This window comes from Streptomyces nidicola (assembly GCF_050106155.1).
Taxonomy (GTDB): Bacteria; Actinomycetota; Actinomycetes; order Streptomycetales; family Streptomycetaceae; genus Streptomyces.
On sequence record NZ_JBNBPI010000001.1, the window covers coordinates 8,134,277 to 8,152,682 of the forward strand.

Annotated in this window: 16 protein-coding genes; 10 read left to right on the top strand and 6 right to left on the bottom strand. The window is 71.8% G+C overall.

The window, feature by feature from the left end; genetic code table 11:
• Positions 1-30: 30 nt before the first annotated feature.
• Entirely contained in the window at positions 31-603 is a 573-nt protein-coding gene (locus tag ACOKM3_RS36740) for a TetR/AcrR family transcriptional regulator (protein WP_426905583.1), read from the top strand.
• Between the two features lie 30 nt (positions 604-633).
• Here the strand turns inward: ACOKM3_RS36740 and ACOKM3_RS36745 are convergent, their stop codons facing one another.
• Positions 634-1,407, bottom strand: a complete 774-nt coding sequence (locus ACOKM3_RS36745) for a GntR family transcriptional regulator (protein ID WP_267071743.1) — start codon at positions 1,405-1,407, stop codon at positions 634-636.
• A 107-nt stretch (positions 1,408-1,514) separates the two neighbouring features.
• Here ACOKM3_RS36745 and ACOKM3_RS36750 point away from each other — a divergent pair, with 107 nt between their 5' ends.
• Genes ACOKM3_RS36750 through manD form a run of 4 tightly spaced genes read left to right on the top strand, consistent with a single transcriptional unit; the run spans position 1,515 to position 6,739 of the window.
• The gene (locus tag ACOKM3_RS36750) at positions 1,515-2,870 is read left to right on the top strand and encodes an MFS transporter (RefSeq protein ID WP_426905584.1); all 1,356 of its coding nucleotides are present in this window, start codon (positions 1,515-1,517) and stop codon (positions 2,868-2,870) included.
• 42 nt (positions 2,871-2,912) lie between these two features.
• Positions 2,913-3,971, top strand: coding sequence for an NAD(P)-dependent alcohol dehydrogenase (locus ACOKM3_RS36755; protein WP_426905585.1), 1,059 nt, complete (start codon positions 2,913-2,915; stop codon positions 3,969-3,971).
• Positions 3,968-5,479: a mannitol dehydrogenase family protein gene (locus tag ACOKM3_RS36760; RefSeq protein ID WP_426905586.1), complete on the top strand. Its 1,512-nt coding sequence runs from the start codon at positions 3,968-3,970 to the stop codon at positions 5,477-5,479. Before ACOKM3_RS36755 ends, ACOKM3_RS36760 begins: the two co-directional genes overlap by 4 nt.
• Positions 5,480-5,521: 42 nt before the next feature.
• On the top strand, positions 5,522-6,739 hold the full coding sequence (gene manD, locus ACOKM3_RS36765; RefSeq protein ID WP_426905587.1) for a D-mannonate dehydratase ManD: 1,218 nt from the start codon (positions 5,522-5,524) through the stop codon (positions 6,737-6,739).
• Positions 6,740-6,763: 24 nt separating this feature from the next.
• On the opposite strand, the gene ACOKM3_RS36770 is transcribed toward manD, so the two are convergent.
• From ACOKM3_RS36770 to ACOKM3_RS36780, 3 genes are read right to left on the bottom strand one after another with little or no spacing between them, the layout of a single operon-like run.
• Positions 6,764-8,287, bottom strand: coding sequence for a 3-hydroxyacyl-CoA dehydrogenase (locus tag ACOKM3_RS36770; protein ID WP_426905588.1), 1,524 nt, complete (start codon positions 8,285-8,287; stop codon positions 6,764-6,766).
• Between the two features lie 60 nt (positions 8,288-8,347).
• Complete coding sequence (locus ACOKM3_RS36775) at positions 8,348-9,148, bottom strand: CoA-transferase subunit beta (protein WP_426905589.1); 801 nt, start codon at positions 9,146-9,148, stop codon at positions 8,348-8,350.
• 29 nt (positions 9,149-9,177) lie between these two features.
• Positions 9,178-10,095, bottom strand: coding sequence for a CoA transferase subunit A (locus tag ACOKM3_RS36780; RefSeq protein WP_426906986.1), 918 nt, complete (start codon positions 10,093-10,095; stop codon positions 9,178-9,180).
• 140 nt (positions 10,096-10,235) lie between these two features.
• Here ACOKM3_RS36780 and ACOKM3_RS36785 point away from each other — a divergent pair, with 140 nt between their 5' ends.
• The 4 genes from ACOKM3_RS36785 to ACOKM3_RS36800 all read left to right on the top strand — a co-directional run bounded on the left by ACOKM3_RS36785 (position 10,236) and on the right by ACOKM3_RS36800 (position 14,406).
• Positions 10,236-11,138, top strand: a complete 903-nt coding sequence (locus ACOKM3_RS36785) for a LysR family transcriptional regulator (RefSeq protein ID WP_426905590.1) — start codon at positions 10,236-10,238, stop codon at positions 11,136-11,138.
• A 128-nt stretch (positions 11,139-11,266) separates the two neighbouring features.
• Positions 11,267-12,493, top strand: a complete 1,227-nt coding sequence (locus tag ACOKM3_RS36790; protein WP_426905591.1) for an acetyl-CoA C-acetyltransferase — start codon at positions 11,267-11,269, stop codon at positions 12,491-12,493.
• A gap of 93 nt (positions 12,494-12,586) precedes the next feature.
• Positions 12,587-13,945, top strand: coding sequence for an MFS transporter (locus ACOKM3_RS36795; RefSeq protein WP_426905592.1), 1,359 nt, complete (start codon positions 12,587-12,589; stop codon positions 13,943-13,945).
• A gap of 2 nt (positions 13,946-13,947) precedes the next feature.
• Positions 13,948-14,406 (top strand): MaoC family dehydratase, encoded by a 459-nt coding sequence (locus ACOKM3_RS36800; RefSeq protein ID WP_327654448.1) that lies wholly within the window; start codon positions 13,948-13,950, stop codon positions 14,404-14,406.
• A gap of 12 nt (positions 14,407-14,418) precedes the next feature.
• On the opposite strand, the gene ACOKM3_RS36805 is transcribed toward ACOKM3_RS36800, so the two are convergent.
• Both ACOKM3_RS36805 and ACOKM3_RS36810 read right to left on the bottom strand, forming a co-directional pair.
• Positions 14,419-15,510 (bottom strand): Gfo/Idh/MocA family protein, encoded by a 1,092-nt coding sequence (locus ACOKM3_RS36805; RefSeq protein WP_426905593.1) that lies wholly within the window; start codon positions 15,508-15,510, stop codon positions 14,419-14,421.
• 257 nt (positions 15,511-15,767) lie between these two features.
• Positions 15,768-17,036 (bottom strand): ROK family protein, encoded by a 1,269-nt coding sequence (locus tag ACOKM3_RS36810; RefSeq protein ID WP_426905595.1) that lies wholly within the window; start codon positions 17,034-17,036, stop codon positions 15,768-15,770.
• 220 nt (positions 17,037-17,256) lie between these two features.
• Here ACOKM3_RS36810 and ACOKM3_RS36815 point away from each other — a divergent pair, with 220 nt between their 5' ends.
• A complete protein-coding gene (locus ACOKM3_RS36815) occupies positions 17,257-18,405 on the top strand; it encodes a Gfo/Idh/MocA family protein (RefSeq protein ID WP_426905596.1) in 1,149 nt (382 codons plus the stop codon).
• The last annotated feature ends 1 nt before the right edge of the window (position 18,406 follow it).

The window sequence follows — 18,406 nt, forward strand, 5'->3', positions numbered from 1 at the left end:
CTTAGCAAGTGGGTACGAAGGGAACCGGTGATGGACCGAGGCGCGGAGCGGCCGCTCAGGGCGGACGCGCGACGCAACAGGGAGAAGATTCTGGCCGCCGCGGTGCGCGTGTTCACCGAGGACGGCCTCGACGCGCGCATGGAGCACATCGCCAAGGTCGCGGGCGTCGGCAGCGCGACGCTGTACCGGAACTTCCCGACCCGCGAGGCCCTGATCGAAGCGGCCTATCGCAACGAGGTGGCCCAGGTGTGCGAGGCCGCCACCGAGCTGCTCGCGGCGCACCCGCCGTTCGAGGCCCTGCGCGCGTGGACCCGCCGCTTCATGGACTACGCGAGCGCCAAGCACGGCATGGCCGACGCCCTGCGCGCCATGGCGGCCGAGGGCGGAAATCCGTACGGGCACAGCCGGGACATGATCGAGGCGTCCATCGCCGAGCTGATGGACGCCTGCAGGCGCGCGGGAGCGATCCGCTCCGACATCCCCACGGGTGACATCTTCGCGGCCCTCGCCGGGATCGCCCTCACCTCCGCCGGGCCCGAACAGCGCGCCCAGGCCGAGCGGCTCCTCGACCTCACCTTGGACGGGCTGAGGCGCTCCGCCTGAGGGGCCCGTCGAGGTGCCCGGCCGGAGTGCTCAGGCGCGCAGGCCGGGGTGGGCGCGGGGCCTGCTGGGCGGGGGCAACTCCCCGGTTTCCACGAAGAGTTCGGGGCGCTCGGCCTGGATGGTGCCGATGTCGTCGAACACGCCTTGGAGGTGACCGCGCAGCGCCTGCTCGGCCCGCGCCGCGTCGCGCAGTTCCAGGGCGTCGACCACCGCCCGGTGCTCGTCGATGAGGTGCTCGATGCGGCGCGGCAGCGGCAGGCTCAGCCGGCGGGCGCGGTCGAGGTGGGCCTTGGCCGTGGTCACCGTGCGCCACAGTGTGCGGTGGCCGCTGGCCTCCATCAGCCGGCGGTGGAACGCCTCGTCCTGCTCGAAGAACAGATCGTCGTCCGCCGCCTCGAACGCGGCGCGCTGAGCGTCGAGGTTCGCGCGCAGCGCCGCGATGTCCTCGTCGTCGGCCCGCTTCACCGCCTCGCGCAGCGCGGCCAGTTCGAGCGCCTCGCGCATGAACTGCGCTTCGAGGACGGCGTCGACGCTGATCCGTGACACGAACGTGCCGAGCTTCGGGAAGATGTCGACCAGCGACTCCTCGCCCAGCAGGATCAGCGCCTCGCGCACCGGCGTGCGGCTGACGTCGAGCTCCGCGGCGAGCTCGTTCTCCGACAGCGGGGCGCCCGGCGGCAGTTCGAGAGACGTGATCCGGGAGCGCAGCAGCGCGTGCACACGTACCCGGTTGGACTCCTTGGGTGTCACGGCCTCCACCGTGCGCCGTGTCGCCCTGTCGCTTCGCCGCTGCTCGTCCCGCATGCCGTCACCCTCTCACCTCAGCTGCGGAAATTCTTACATACAAGCCTTGTATGTAAGCGGTCGCCCAGGTAGAAAATGACGAGCCCGCTTCCGACCGGAGGTCAATGATGACCAGCCATCCCGTCACCGACACCGAGGTGACGACGCCGTCCGGCACGACCCCGCCACCCCGGCCCCGCGGCCGCGGCAAGAACGTCCGCTGGGGCATCGCCGTGCTCTGTTTCGGCGGCCTCGCGGTCAACTACCTCGACCGCTCCACGCTCAGCGTCGCGCTGCCCACCATGTCCAAGGACCTGCACATAGGCCCCGAGACCCAGGGCTTCGTCCTCAGCGCGTTCTTCCTGACGTACGCGATCTGCCAGCTGCCCGCCGGCGCGCTGCTCGACAAGTACGGCGTGAAGCGGGTCTTCGCGCTCGGCGCGATCTGGTGGTCGGTGGCCACCATCTGCATGGGCCTGGTGCGCGGCGTCGGCTCGCTCGTCGGGGCGCGGATGCTGCTCGGCGCGGGCGAGGCCGCCGGCTACCCGGCGCCCGCGAAGGCCGTCTCGCGCTGGTTCCCGCGGCACGAGCGCACCCTCGCCAACAGCGTGTGGGACAACGGCGCCCGCGTCGGCACCGCCATCGCCCTGCCGCTCGTCACGATGCTGGTCTCGGCCTTCCACTGGCGGATCGCCTTCGTCGTCTGCGGACTGCTCGGCTTCCTGTGGATCATCGGCTGGTGGCGGCTGTACCACGAGCCCGCCGACCACCCGAAGCTCAGCGCCGAGGAGCGCGAGTACATCGAGGCCGGCGGCGCCCGCATCGAGGAGACACCGGCCGAGGAGGACAGTGCGCCCAAGGTGCGCTGGCGGGACCTGTTCCGGTACCGGACGGTCTGGGGCATGATGTTCGGCTTCTTCTGCCTCAACTACGTCATCTACTTCTTCATCACCTGGTTCCCCAGCTACCTCGTCGACGAGCGCGGCTTCGACCTCCTCTCGCTCGGCTTCTTCGGCACCGTCCCCGGCCTCGTCGCCATCGTGGGCTCGCTGCTCGGCGGCTACACGGCGGACCGGCTGCTGCGCAAGGGCTGGTCCACCACCAAGGTCCGCAAGACCTGCCTGATCTCCGGCACCTTGTGCTCGTCCGTCATCGCGCTCGCCGTCGTCGTGCCGACCGCGTCCGGCGCACTGGCGCTGCTCTCCCTGAGCTACGCCTCGCTGACCTTCGCCACCGCGTCCGTGGCCTCGCTGCCCGCCGACGTCGCGCCCACCTCGGGCCATGTCGCGTCCCTCGCCGGCATCCAGAACTTCGCCTCGAACGTCGCCGGCGCCCTCGGCCCGATCGTCACCGGCTTCCTGCTGGCGGCCTCCGGCGGCTCGTACCTGGTGCCGCTGCTCGTCTCCGGCGCCCTGTCGATCGTCGGCGCCCTGACCTACGCGTTCGTCATCAAGCGCGTCGAACCGCTGCCGGTGCGGGCCTGAGACCGCCTGCAAGACTTTTCGTACGAGAGGAAGGAGCGCCCCGTGACCACCACCACGCACCGCGCCGCCGTGCTGCACGGACCCAAGGACCTGCGCGTAGAGGACCGTCCGGTGCCCGAGCCGGGCGATGGTGAGGTACTTGTCGCCGTGCGCGCCGTCGGCCTGTGCGGCTCCGATCTGCACTACTACGAGCACGGCGAGAACGGGCCCAACGTGTTGCGGCAGCCGACCGTCCTCGGCCACGAACCGGCCGGGTTCGTCGTCGGCCACGGCGCGGGCGCCGAAGGCCTGCCGCACGGCACGCCCGTCGCGGTCGAGCCGGCCCACCCCTGCGGGCGCTGCACCCTCTGCCGGGCCGGGCGTTACAACCTGTGCCCGAAGGGCACCTGCTTCGGCTCGCCGCCCACGAACGGCGCCCTGACCGAACTCATCGCCGTACCAAGGGACTTCGTGCACCCGCTGCCCGAGGGCATGGACGTGAAGCTGGGCGCGCTCGTCGAACCCCTCGCGGTCGCCGTGCACGCCGTGCGGCGCGCCGGTGTCGCGCCCGGCGAGCGGGTCCTGGTCACCGGCGCCGGGCCGATCGGCGTGCTCGTGGCCCAGGTCGCCGCAGCGTGCGGAGCCCTGGTGACCGTGTCCGACGTGGCCCCGGCGCGGCGCGAGTTCGCGGCCCGGCTCGGCGCCGGGACCGTGGACGCGACCGCGCTCACCCCCGACCCCGACCGGACACACCAACTCGCCGACCCGGACGGCTACGACACCGTCCTGGACTGCTCCGGCGTCGGCCCCGCCCTGGTCTCCGGGATCCGCGCGCTGCGCCCCGGCGGCACCGCCGTCGTCGTCGGCAACCCGAACCGTCCGGAGACCGAACTGCCGCTGGCGTGGATGCAGCGCCAGGAGATGTCCCTGGTCACCTCCTTCCGGTACGCCGCCGGGGACTTCGCGGCCGCCGTGCGCCTCGCCGGGTCCGGTCGCGTGCGCCTCGACGAGCTGGTCACCGCCGAGTTCCCGCTGGAGCGGGCGGACGAGGCGCTGCACACCGCGCTCACCGACCGCACCCAGATGAAGGTGCTCGTCACACCCGGCGAGGTGGACGCGTGACCGCCGCCCAGCACCGCGCGGCGCCGCGCCTGACCCGGGCCGCGCTCCCGGTGGCAGGCCTCAGACTGCCGCCGCTGACACCCGAGTCCGGCATCGTCCACCTCGGCCTCGGCAACTTCCACCGCGCCCACCAGGCCGTGTACACCGCCGACGCGCTGCGGCACACCGACGGACCGTGGGGGATCACCGGTGTGTCCACCACGCCCGGCAACCGGCCCCGGCCGGTGATCGAGGGCATGGCCGCGCAGGACGGCCTCTACACCGTGCTCACCCTGCACCGCGACGGCGCCGTCGCCGCGAGTGTCCCCGGCGTGCACCACACGGGCCTGGTCGCCGACGGACAGGGCGCGGACGTCGTCGCCGCCATCGGCGCGGACACCACCCGCATCGTCTCCCTCACCGTCACGGAGAAGGGCTACACGTTCGGCGCGGACGGCCGCCTCGATCTCGACGACCCGCTCGTCCGCGCCGACCTCGCGGGCGGTACCCCGCGCACCGCGCTCGGCCTGATCGCCCGCGGCCTGCAACAGCGGGTCCGGGCCGGCGCCCCGCCCGTGACGCTCCTCAGCTGCGACAACCTCATGGACAACGGGGCCCGACTCCGGTCCCTGCTCGGCGAGTTCATCGCCGCGCTGCCCGTCGCCGAGCGCGACGACCTCCAGGCGTACGTCGATGCCTCGGTGTCGACGCCGAACGGCATGGTCGACCGGATCGCGCCCGCCACCACCGACGAGCACCGCGCCCTGGCCGCCCGCGCTTTCGGCGTCCGCGACACCGTGCCGGTGCCCGCCGAGCCGTACAAACTGTGGGTGATGCAGGACGACTTCCGCGCGGGACGGCCCGCGTGGGAGCAGGCGGGCGCGGTGTTCACCAAGGACGTCGGCCCGTACGAGCTGATGAAGCTGCGTCTCCTCAACGGAGCGCACTCCCTGCTCGCCTACCTCGGACTGCTGCGCGGCCACCGCTCCATCGACCAGGCGGTGGGCGACGAACTTCTCGGCGGGGTCGTCGAGTTCGCGATGCGTGAGGAGATCTTGCCGACCGTCCCCGAGCCGGACGGCATGCCCGGCGGGACGTACATCGACGAACTCCTCGACCGCTTCGCCAACCCGGCGCTCGGCCACCGCACCGCCCAGGTCGGCTCCGACGGCTCGCTGAAGATCCCCGTGCGCTGGGCCGGACCCCTCACCGAGTCACTGGCCGCCGGACGCGTGCCGCGCGTCCTTGCGCTCGGATTCGCCGCGTACGTACGGGTGATCACGGCCGACGACGCGTACGACGAGCGGAGCCTGGGCACCGTCCACGACGGCGCCCGTGCCCGGCTGACCGAACTGGCGTCGCGCGCGAACGGCCCCGACGGGAAGGCCCGCCTGCTGCTCGCCGAAGGTGGACTGCTGCCCCAAGAGGCCGCACAGCATGAGCAGTTCGCGAACACCGTCGCCGAGTTCGCACGGATTCTGGACGCGCACGGGGCCGAAGCCGCCCTGCGGGCCGCCGCCCGCGACTGACACACCATCCAACGAAGCCACTCCCCGAGAGAACGGGACCGCATGTCCTCCACCATCACCGCCGCCGAGGTCTTCGTCACCTGCCCCGGCCGCAACTACGTCACCCTGAAGATCACCACCTCCGACGGTGTCACCGGCATCGGCGACGCCACCCTCAACGGCCGGGAACTGGCTGTCGCCTCCTACCTGCGCGACCACGTCTGCCCCACGCTCATCGGCAAGGACCCGGCCCGCATCGAGCACCTGTGGCAGTACCTCTACAAGGGCGCCTACTGGCGGCGCGGCCCTGTCACCATGACCGCGATAGCCGCCGTCGACGTTGCGCTCTGGGACATCAAGGGGAAGGTCGCGGGCCTCCCCGTCTACCAGCTGCTCGGCGGCGCAGCCCGCGACGGTGTCACCGTCTACGGCCACGCCAGCGGCAACACCATCCCCGAACTCCTCGACGACGTACGGCGGTTCCGCGACAAGGGCTTCCGCGCGGTCCGCGCCCAGGCGGCGGTGCCCGGCCTGGAGCGCGTCTACGGCATGCGCAAGGGCGACGGGGACACCTACGAGCCCGCCGACGGCAACCTGCCGACCGAGGAGGTCTGGGACACCGGCGCCTACCTGGACTTCGTGCCCCAGTACATGGCCGCCGTTCGCGAGGAGTTCGGCTACGGCTTCCACCTGCTGCACGACGTGCACCACCGGCTCTCCCCGATCGAGGCCGGCCGGCTCGGCAAGTCCCTCGAGCCGTACCGCATGTTCTGGATCGAGGACCCGACGCCGGCCGAGGACCAGGAGGCCTTCCGGCTCATCCGGCAGCACACCACGACGCCGCTCGCGGTCGGCGAGATCTTCAACTCGATCTGGGACTGCCAGCACCTCATCACCAACCGGCTGATCGATTACATCCGCGCCTCCGTCTCCCACGCGGGCGGCATCACACACCTGCGCCGGATCTTCTCGCTCGCCGAGCTGTACGGGGTGCGCTCCGGTTCGCACGGCGCGGGCGACCTCTCCCCGGCGTCGTTCGCCGCCGCGCTCCACCTCGACCTGGCGATCCCGAACTTCGGCATGCAGGAGTACATGGCCCACCTCCCCGGCTACGAGGAGGTGTTCCACACGTCCTGGACCTTCGAGGACGGCCTGATGCACCCCGGCGACCGCCCCGGCATCGGCGTCGAGTTCGACGAGAAGGCCGCCGAGAAGTTCCCGTACGAGCGCAAGTACCTGCCGGTGAACCGGCTGCGGGACGGGGGCGTGCACGACTGGTGACGAGGCCGGGCGGCGCCCGCCGGCTCAGACGAGGCCGAGACAGTCCTCGGGCGTCGTGCCCGGGTGGGTCAACGGCAGGCCCAGCTGGGCGCGTTCGGTGAGCCAGCGGCTCGGGCGGTGGCGGGGATCGCCCGTGGTGGTGTGCAGGGCGCGCTGAAGGTCCAGCACCCGGGTGGCGCCGACGCGGTCGCCCCAGGCCAGCGGTCCCGTGGGGTAGCCGAGGCCGAGCGTCACCGCCAGGTCGATGTCCGCAGGGGCGGCCAGCCCACGCTCGGCGATCGACGCGGCGACCGACACCACGGAGGCGAGGAGGCGCTGGGCCACCGAACCAGCCGTGTCACGGACGATGGTGACGGTGTGTTCGCCGCGGGCCAGTACCGCGCGCGTGTCGCGTGCGGCGGTCGGGTCGGCCGCCGGGGTCACCGACAGCACACGGCGGCCGCTGGTCACGGACAGCGGATCCACGCCGAACGTGCGCTCAGCGGGGAGTTCGTGGGCGGCGACCGCGTCGGCCACGGTCGTGCCCCAGACCGGGACGAGGACAAGGGCCTCGGCGGAGGGGCGGCCGTCGTGCTCCACGGAGGCGCCGGCCGTCGCCAGCGCGTCCCGCAGCGCCCCCGCGCCCTCGCCCCCGCCCGCCACGTGCACCGGGCGGTTTGCGTCGCCCGTCACCGGCTCCTCGGGGGAGTCCGACGCCTCGGGACCGTACGCGTACCAGCCCCGCCCGGTCTTGCGGCCGAGCAGGCCTGCCGTCACCCGGTTCGGCGTGAGGTAGGACGGGCGGAGCCGGGGTTCGTGGCGGAAGCCCTGCCAGATCGAGTCGATGACCGCCGTCGTGACATCGAGCCCGGTGAGGTCCATCAGCTCGAACGGGCCCATCCGCAGCCCCAGTACGTCGCGCGCCACGCGGTCGATGTCCGCGGGACGCGCCACCGACTCCTCCAGGAGCGCCAGCGCCTCGGTCACCAGACCGCGGCCTGCGTGGTTGACCAGGAAGCCGGGGGTGTCGGCCACCGTCACCGCGCGATGCCCGCAGCTCTCGACCAACTCCGTGAGAAGGGACGGGAGTTCGGGGCGGGTGGCGGCGCCCGGAACCACCTCCACGATCCGCATCAGTGGAACGGGGTTGAAGAAGTGCAGCCCGGCGAGGCGTGACGGATCGCCGAGCGTCGCGGCGATCCGCGTCACGGACAGGGACGAGGTGTTGGTCGCGAAGACGGCGGAGGCGGGCAGCACCTGCTCCAGCTTTCCGAAGACCTCCGCCTTGGTGTCAAGGTCCTCCCGTACGGCCTCGACCACCAGCTCCACGTCTGGGCCCGGCGCCCAGGGGTCGTCCAGCGGGACCAGCCGTGCCACGGCCGCCGCGCTGTCCTCGGCGGTCATGCGGCCCTTGGTCACCGCGCGGTCCAGCATCGACCGTACGAAGTCCACTGCCTCCCGCACCGCCTCCGCCCTGACATCGCCCAGCTCGACGGTGTGCCCGGCGCTCGCCGCCCACTGGGCGATGCCGCGGCCCATGGCTCCGGCGCCGACGATCCTGATACGCATGGCAGTTGGGACCTTTCGCAGATTCGGGAGGGGGTGCAGGGGAGGGTACGTCGGGGTGTGTCAGCGGAGATAGACCCGGCCGGGGTCGACGTCCTCGCGCAGCAGGCGCAGCTCCGCCAAGCTCGGCGGCTCCACCGTGTCGACGTGGTCGGCGACCTTCAGGTCCCAGCCCGTCGCCTCCTTCACCTGCTCGACCGTGACACCGGGGTGGACGGCGGTGAGTCGCAGCTCCTCGCCGACGCCCTCGCGGGCCAGGATGCCCAGCTCGGTGATGACACGCGTGACACCGACGCCCAACGGCCGGATGCCCTCCGCGAGCGCGCGGTCCGGGCCGGGCGTGGTGCAGAAGTCCAGGGTCTCGGTGAAGGAGCGCGGGTTGTGCCGGCGCATCACGACGAAGACCTCACGGGAGTTGGCCATCACCTCGATGCCGCCGCCGGATCCCGGCAGCCGCACCGACGGGCTCTCCCAGTCGCCGATGACCGAGGTGTTGAGGTTGCCCCAGCGGTCGATCTGCGCGGCGCCGAGGAAACCGACGTCGATGTGCCCGCCCTGGAGCACGCAGCCGAACAGGGCCGGCATCGAGAGCACCGCCTCCGCGCCCGAGATGAGCACGGCGTCCGCGATGGTCTCCGGCAGGTGCGAGGGGTGCGCGCCGCACACCCCGGACTCGTACACGACCTCGATCTGCGGGGCGACCGTCAGGTGTGCCAGTTCGGTGGCGAGGGTGGGGAGGCCGATGCCGGCGAACACCGTGCGGCGGGCGGCCAGTTCGCGGGAGGCGACGACGGAGAGCAGCTCCGAAGAGGTGACCGTCTCGGCGGTCCCGGGCGTGTCAGCAGCAGTCGTGGCAGCAGTCATGGTGGTCAGGTCCTTGTCGTGTGTCGCGCTCACAGTCGCCGTCCGTAGTTCACCGGCTCGCTGAGGGCCTCGCCGACCGCGAGGCCTTCCCAGAACTCCTCGCCCTGCTTGGCGACGTACTCGGCGTGGTCGGCCGTTCCGTACACCCACTCCGCCAGCCATTCCTTCAGGCGCTGCGGGTCCTTGCTGATGTGGGACCAGGCGCGGTAGAAGGCGTTGTCCCGGTCGTAATAGCCCTGCGCGAACGACGGGTGCGCGCCGCGCGGGCAGACGACGACGGCGTCCACGGCGTGGGCCGGGACGAGCGTGCGGTTGGGGTCCGAGCGGACCACCTCGTCCTCGACGAGCTCCTCGACCACGACGATCGCCTTGTCCGCCGCGTACACCGCCTCGGCCTGGATGCCGGTCAGACCCCAGATCTGGGTGTTGCCCCGGCGGTCGGCGCGCTGCGCGTGGATGATCGTGACGTCCGGGTTCACGGGCGGAACCACGTAGATCTGCTCGGGTTCGCCGTCCGGGCCGGGGTAGGGCGAAGTCACCTTCTGCAGCGCGTTGTTGATGCCGGGGAGGTCGCTGCCGCCGTACGAGCGCAGCGGGAAGAACGGCAGGCGCTGGGAGCCGGCCAGGTAGCGGCAGATCATCCCGTAGTGGCTGTACTCCTCGAAGGCGAGCGGCGCCGGGTCCGCCCGCTCGATCCTGCGGCGCAGCTCACCGAGCGAACCCGCGGAGGAGTTGCCGACGAAGGAGGACACGAGGCGCGAGACGCAGCCCGCGGCGAGCATCTGGTCCACGACGATGTCCGCCGTCATCCGGACGACCGTGAGGTCCCTGCGGCCCTGCCGGATGATCTCGTGTCCGGCGGCGGTGGGAACGAGGTGGGTGAAGCCCTCGATGCTGACGGTGGCGCCGTCGTGCACGAAGGCGGCGATGGCCTCCTTCATCGACATGACCTTCGGTGACTCGGCTTCCACGGTGCTCCTCGGCGAGTGCGTACTGGTCGCCCTACCGTGTCAGCGCCTATTGATTGCCGTCCAATACCAAATTAAGGTCGGATCAAGACCGCTGATTAATGAATGGGGGCGGGCTCGTGGAGCTGCGTCATCTCACCGCGTTCACCGCCGTCGCGGAGGAGCTCCACTTCGGCCGGGCCGCCAAGCGGCTGCAGATGGCGCAGCCGCCGCTGAGCCAGCAGATCCGGCAGCTGGAGAAGGAGCTCGGCGTCCAGCTCTTCGAGCGCAACACCCGCTCCGTGCGCCTCACCAGCGCGGGGGAGTCCTTCCTCGAACCCGTACGCACCGTGCTCGCCGACCTCGACACGGCGGTGCGGGCGGCGAAGGCGGCCGGGCGCGGGGAGTTCGGCCGGGTCACGATCGGCTTCGCGGGCGCATCGAGCCACGAGACACTGCCCCGGCTCACCCGCGCCGTGCGGGCAGCGCACCCGGCCATCGAACTGGTCATGAAGGGCCAGACGTACGCCAACGTCGCGCTCGACCGGGTCGCGGACGGCTCGCTCGACCTCGGCTTCGTGCGGCTCCCGGTGACCCAGCCGGGCGTGGCCCACCGGGTCATCGACGAGGAGGAGCTGCTGTGCGCGCTGCCCTCCGACCACCACCTCGCCACGCTCGACGAGATCCCCATCGACATCCTCGCCGAAGAGCCCTTCGTCTCCTTCCCCGCGAACGCCGGGTCCACGGTCCGCGACGCGATGGTCGAGACCTGCGAGGCCGCCGGGTTCAACCCGCGCGTGGTGCAGGAGGCCCCCGACTCGTACACGATCCTGGCGCTCGTCGCGGCCGGTGTCGGTGTCACGCTCACGGTGTCCTCGGTCCGGCACATCCAGCAGACCGGGCTCGTCTACCGGCCGCTCGCGGGAGAGCCCATCCGGCGCCAGGCCGCCCTCGCCTGGCGGGCCGACAACCCCTCCGCCGCTCTGCGTGCGGTGCTGGCGGTCTGCGAGGAGGCGCTGCCGACTCCCGGCAGCGCCGAGTGAGACGCCATCCGTAGCGCCGATTGAGACGCGACCCGTCTTGATGGATCGAAAACTTGGTATTGGACCGACTAAGCGGTCGGGTGCGATGGTCGGCTCACCTCCCTGAGCCGCCCGAAAGGTGTTCCGCCGTGCCCGAACAGGCCGATGTCGTCATCTGCGAACCACTGCGCACCCCCATCGGGCGCTTCGGCGGCGCCTTCGCCCGGCAGACGCCGGCGGCGCTCGCCGCGCGCGTCGTCGGCGAGCTCGTCGCCCGCACCGGAATCGACCCTGACCGCGTCGACGAGGTGATCCTCGGGCAGGCCTACCCCTCCTCCGACGCCCCGGCCATCGGCCGCGTCGCCGCCCTGGACGCCGGGCTCCCCGACTCCGTCACCGGCGCCCAGATCGACCGCCGCTGCGGCTCCGGCCTTCAGGCCGTCCTCGACGCGGCCATGCAGATCCGGGCGGGCTTCAGCGAGGTCGTGATCGCCGGCGGCGTCGACGTGATGAGCGCGGCCCCGTACTACACGCACGAGGGCCGCTGGGGCATCAAGGGCCCCGGCCTCCAGCTGCACGACTCGCTCGCGCGCGGCCGGGTCACCGCGGGCGGCATCCACCACCCCGTGCCCGGCGGCATGATCGAGACCGCCGAGAACCTGCGCCGCGAGTACGCCATCAGCCGCGCCGACCAGGACGCCCTCGCCCTGCGCTCGCAACAGCGCGCAGCCCGTGCCGTCGAGGAGGGCCGCTTCGACGCGGAGACCGTGCCCGTCACCGTACGTGGCCGCAAGGGTGACACCGTCGTCAGCGTCGACGAGCACCCGCGCCCGGACACCACCGCCGAGCAACTCGCCGCGCTGCGCCCCATCATGGCCAAGTCCGACGCGGAGGCCACCGTCACCGCGGGCAACGCCAGCGGCCAGAACGACGCGGCCGCCGCCTGCCTCGTCACCAGCGTCGCCACCGCCGAACGGCTCGGGCTCACCCCGCTGGTCCGCCTCGTCTCCTTCGCCCGCGCGGGCGTCCCCGCCGCGACGATGGGCATCGGCCCCGTCCCGGCGACCCGCGCCGCCCTGGAGCGCGCCGGACTCACCCTCGCCGACCTCGACCTGATCGAGCTCAACGAGGCGTTCGCCGCCCAAGTCATCGCCTGCACCCGCGAGTTGGGCCTCGGCGAGAAGGATCATGAGCAGCGCATCAACGTCAACGGCTCCGGCGTCTCCCTCGGCCACCCCGTCGGTGCCACCGGCGCCCGCATCCTCGCCACGCTCGCCCGCGAGATGCAACGCAGCGAGGCGCGCTACGGCCTGGAGACCATGTGCATCGGCGGCGGCCAGGGCCTCGCCGCGGTCTTCGAGCGCATCGCCGCGTAACCACTCCCCAGTCACGCGTCACCACTCCCCAGCCATCAGAGCAGTCCCCGCCCGTCCCCATCCGCTTGATCAACGACGTTCACGGAGCGACCCATGAGTGCGTCCACCGCCACCTCGCGTGCGGAGACCAGAGCCGCCAACAGAGCAGGACTCGGTGCCTTCGTCGGCTCCACCATCGAGTGGTTCGACTTCTACATCTACGGCACCGCGGCGGCGCTCGCCTTCGACAAGGTGTTCTTCCCCGAACTGGACGGTGCCATCGGCACGTTGGTCGCCTTCGCCACCTTCTGGGTCGGCTTCCTCGCCCGCCCCATCGGCGGCATCGTCTTCGGTCACTTCGGCGACCGCCTGGGCCGCAAGAAGACGCTCGTCATCACGCTGCTGATGATGGGCATCTCCACCACCGCGATCGGCCTGCTGCCGAGCTACGCCTCCATCGGCGTCGCCGCGCCGATCCTGCTGGTCTGCATCCGCATGATCCAGGGCATCGGCCTCGGCGGCGAATGGGGCGGCTCCGTCCTCATCGCCTCCGAGAGCGCGCCCAAGGGCAAGTCGGTGCTTTACGGCGCGTTCGCGCAGCAGGGCTCGCCCGTCGGCAACACGCTGGCCACGCTGAGCTTCCTCGCCATCAGCCAGCTGCCCGACGACGCCTTCGCGTCCTGGGGCTGGCGCGTGCCGTTCCTCGCCTCCGCGGTCCTCGTCCTGGTGGGCCTGTTGGTCCGCCTCAAGGTCGCCGAGTCCCCGGCCATGGCCAAGCTCATCGAGAAGAAGGAAGTCGTCAAGCTTCCGCTCACCGAGGTCCTGCGCAGCCACCCCGGTCTGATCGCCCTCGGCATCGGCGCCTGCACGATCGGCCTGTCCGCGACGTACTTCAAGTCGACGTTCGCCCTGTCCTGGGCCACCAGCTCGCTCGACTTCGACCGCAGCACCTTCCTGACGATCATCCTTGTCGCCAACATCACGCAGGTCATCGTCCAGCCCTTCGGCGCCGTGCTCGCCACCAAGATGAAGAGCTGGTCCCGCGCGGTCACCGTCATGCTGGTGCCCGAACTGGTCCTGCTGCCGCTGATGTTCGTCCTCATCAACACCGGCAACTACGGCCTCGCGATGCTCGGTGTCGCCGTCGCCACGATCCCGCACTGCCTGTACTACGCGGCCCTCGCCGGCATGCTCGCCAGCCGCTTCCCGGCCCATCTGCGCTACACCGGCATCTCGCTCTGCTACCAGCTGTGCGGCACGCTCCTCGGCGGCACGACGCCGATCATCGGCCAGTTCCTGCTCAACAAGACCGGGTCCATCACCGCGGTCATCGCCTACGCCCTGTTCCAGGTCGCGTTGACGCTGGGGTGCATGCTGCTCCTGCTCAAGCGCCCCAACCACGACGAGCTGGCCGCCGACGCGGCTCCGGCTCCCCGCACGGTCGCCGCGACCGCGACCACGAACGGAGCCTGACCATGCCGCTGACCGTGCACGGCATCCCGGAGATCCTCGACCTCGCAGGCCGCGACCTCGGCCACTCCGACTGGAAAGAGATCACCCAGGAGCTCATCGACGCGTACGCATACGTGTCCGGCGACCACCAGTGGATCCACACCGACGTCGAGCGCGCCGCCTCCGGCCCGTACGGTCGCACCATCGCCCACGGCTACATGGTGCTCAGCTGGGGCATCCCGATGTTCGGCGAGCTGCTCCAGGTCAAGGGCGTCGGCCGGGCGCTCAACTACGGCGTGAACCGCGTCCGTTACCCGGCTCCCGTGCCGGTCGGCAGCCGCGTACGCCTGCACGCCTCCGTCACCTCGGTGACGGAGGTCGCGCGGGGCGGGGTGCAGATGACGCGGGCGTTCACCTTCGAACTGGAGGGCTCCGAGAAGCCCGCGTGTGTGGCGGAGTCACTCACACACTTCTACCCGTAGGCCCGCGGGCTTTCAGGGACGATCCAGCGGAGCCGGCCGCTTCACGGACGACAGCACCGTGAGCGCGCCGGACTCCGGGGACGCGAGGGAGATCCGCTCCAGGACGTCGAGCACGTGGAAGGCGAACTCACCGGACGCGCGGTGCGGACCGCCGTCCAGGTGCCGCGCCAGGTCGAGGACGCCGAGGCCGCGGAACGGCCCGGTGGCGGGCGCCTTCGCCTCGGTCACCGCGGGGAGTTCGCTCCACTCGGTGTCACCACGGCGCTTGATGCGGACCGGGCGGTCGAACGTGTTGGGGTCCGGCAGGGAGAGCGTGCCGCCGGTGCCGTAGATCTCCACGTGCGGCAGCTCGGTGTCCCACACGTCGAAGGAGTACATCACCGTCGCGAGCACCCCCGAGTCGAAGCGGAGGATGGAGGTGGCGTGCGTGGGCACCTCCACCGGCACCGACTCCACGGTGCGCTTCGGGGCCGTCACCGCCAGCTGCTTCTCGGCCATCGCGTTGGCGCCCATGACGTCCCGCACCGGGCCCAACAGGTTGACCAGCGCGGCCACATGGTACGGACCCCAGTCGAGGACGGGCCCGCCGCCGGCCTGGAAGAAGAAGCCGGGGCTCGGGTGCCACGCCTGCACCCGGCTCGATCGTACGAAGCTGGTGGCGGCGAAGGGCGTACCGATCAGGCCCTCGTCGATCGCGGCGCGCGCCGTCTGCCCGGCGGTGCCGAGGAACGTGTCGGGCGCGCCGCCCAGCGTGCGGCCCGTCTCGGTCGCGGTCGTGAGGTTGGCGCGCGCGAGCTCGGTGGTCGCGGCGAGCGGCTTCTCGGTGTAGACGTGCTTTCCGGCGCGCAGGGCGGCGTCGTTGAGGGGTGCGTGCACGGCGGGCGGGGTGATGTTGACGACGATCTCCACGTCGTCGTCGGCCAGCAGTTCCTCGGTGGTGCCCGCGGCCGGGATGCCGAACTCGGCCGCGGCCGTGCGGGCCCGGTCCAGATCGACGTCGGCGACGCGGGTGACGGTCAGCTCGGGGAGGGTGGCGATGCCGGCGGCGTAGGCCCGGAAGATCGAACCGGTGCCGAGAATGCCGACGTTGACGCTGCGGCTCATGAGCGGGCAACTTCCCTTCGGGCGGGGTGGGTTCGGGGGACGAGACCTCCGCCGCGAAGTGCACGATCTTGCGCCAATCAAACACCGGGGGAGTGGGATGTCAAGGGCGCGTGCAGTGATGCGTGGGCCCCTGGGGGCGCCACTTCGAGCCCCGCCGGCCATTTTTGAGCCCCGCTCCTGGACGAGAGCCCGCGGGGTCCGGGGCAGAGCCCCGCGGCGTGAGCCACTTCCCGCCGTGCCCGGACGGCGACGTCACCTCACCGGCCCCGCACGGGGCCCCGGCGCCGCTCCATCAGATCCACCACCCCGTCCGGCGACAGCACATGTTCCACCGCCAGAACCGTGCCGCCGACCCATCCCGCCCGCTCGCCCAGCACACTCGGTTCGAGCACGAGCTTGCGCGTGGCCAGCGGCAGCGCCTGCCGGTACACCACAGACCGCACCCCGGCGAGCAACTCGTCGCCCGCCCCCGCAAGGGCTCCGCCGAGCACCACCCGCGCCGGGTTGTAGACGTGCAGCAGAAGCGCCACCACCTCACCGATCCGCTCCGCTCCGGCGCGCACCACGCGCAGTGCGTCGGGGTCGCCGTGTGCCACGAGCCGGGCCAGGTCCCCGGTCGTACGCAACTCCGAACCCGCCGTCTCCCGCCCCGAGTTGAGCCCGCGGATCATCACCGCCGCCGAGGCGACCGCCTCCACGCACCCGCTCTTCCCGCACCGGCACACCACCTCCGACGCGCCACCGGAGGTGACCGGGAGATGCCCGATGTCGCCCGCCGCACCGTCCGCCCCACGGTGCAGTTCGCCGTCGGCCGAGACCAGGCCGCCGCCGATGCCGGTCGACACCTTCACGAACAGCAGTGGGAGCTGGTCCTCGGGCAGGCTGCGCGCCTCGCCGAGCGCCATCAGGTTCACGTCGTTGTCGACGAGCACCGCGCAGCCGAAGCGCTCCGCGAGCGCGTCGCCCACCGGGTACCCGTCCCACCCCGGCATGATCGGCGGCCGTACGGGCGCCCCCGCGGCGTGATCGACGGGGCCCGGAAGCCCGACCGCGACCGCGCACAGCGGGGCGCGGTCGTCGGTCGCGGCGGCGTGCAGCTCACGCAGGGCCGCCTCCACCTGGCCGAGCACCTCCTTCGGGCCCTGTGCCAGGTCCACGGGTATGTGGGCGGTGGCCAGCGGGTTCTGCGACAGGTCGGCGATGGCGAGGCGGGCATCGCGGGCCCCGATGTCCGCCGCGGCGACCAGCCCCGCCCGCGGGTTGAGCGCGAGGAGCTGCGGCGGGCGGCCGCGTCCCGCGCGCGCGACGCCCCCGCCCTCGACCACCACCCCGGCCTCGATCAGCGCGTCCAGGTGCCGGGTCACGGTCGAGCGGGCGAGCCCGGCGCGTTCCACCAGGTCACCGCGGTGCACGGCGGCGCCGGACGCGATCAGGCGGGCCAGCGTGGAGTACAGCAGCCCGCCGCCGTCCCGGAACCGCAGCGTGGGGACGGACAGCCGGGCGCGGGCGGAGGCAGAAGGGGACATGGCTGCACACCGTACACGCGTTCCCCGCCATTTATGACTCTCAAGATGCAGTAACTTTTGCTTGTCAGGACGGAATTGAGTGTCCTACGTTCATCTGCGGGACGAGTTACCTCCGCCGATGGTGTGCACGGCGTCATGTGTCGACGTCGAAAGGAGGGCGGCCGCGATGGCCCCGCCCGCACCACCAAGTCCTGACCCCGCGACCGTCCAGGACCGCTCCGTGACTGCCCAGGTCCGCTCCGCGATCGTCGGCGCGGGCATGATCGCCGAGGTGCACCGCCGCTCGGTCCGCACCGCCGGAGGCCGCCTCACCGGCGTGCTCGCCTCCAGCCCGGAGCGGTCCGCGCAGGTCGCCGCCGACTGGTCGGCCCCCGGCCAACCCGTCGCCGCCTATGGGGACTTCGACGACCTCCTCGCTGACGCGGACGTCGACGTCGTGCACATCTGCACCCCCAACCGCACCCACGCCGCGTACGCCGAACGCGCCCTCGCGGCAGGCAAGCACGTGGTGTGCGAGAAGCCCCTGGCGACCGGCGCGGCCGACGCCGAGCGCCTGGTGGCGGCCGCCGACCGGGCCGGCACCGTCGCCGCCGTACCGTTCGTGTACCGCTACCACCCCCTCGTACGGGAGTTGCGCAGCCGAGCCCTTGCCGGGGAATTCGGCAACTGGCACCTGCTGCACGGCAGTTACCTTCAGGACTGGATGCTCGACCCGGACGCGTCCGGCTGGCGCGTGGACCCGGGGGCCGGGGGAGAGTCCCGCGCCTTCGCCGACATCGGCTCGCACTGGTGCGACCTCGTCGAATGGGTCACCGGCGACCGCTTCACGGAACTGACGGCACACCGTACGGTCACCGTCCCCGACCGCCCTTCGGCCACGGATGCCAAGTCCTTCTCGACGACGGCCAGTTCGGTCGAAGGTGAGCGCTCCACCGTCACCACCGAGGACGCCGCCGCGCTGCTCCTGCGCACCGAGAGCGGGGCACTCGCCTCGACCGTGGTGTCCCAGGTCTCCGCGGGCCGCAAGAACCGCCTCTGGTTCGAACTCGACGGCTCGGCCGGCAGCGCCGTCTTCGACCAGGAGAACCCGGACACCCTCTGGCTCGGCGGCGAGGACTCCTCCCGCATCCTGCACCGCGGCGCCGGACACACCTCTCCCGAACAGCAGCGCCTCAACGTCGTCCCGCCCGGCCACCCGCAGGGCTACGTCGACTGCTTCGCCGCGTTCGTCGCCGACGTGTACGAGGCCGTCACCACCGGCGAGACACCCGAAGGGCTCCCGCTCTTCGCCGACGGGCTGCGCTCCGCCCGTCTCGTCGACGCCTTCCTGACCTCATCCGCCAACGGCACCTGGACAAAGGTGAACTGAC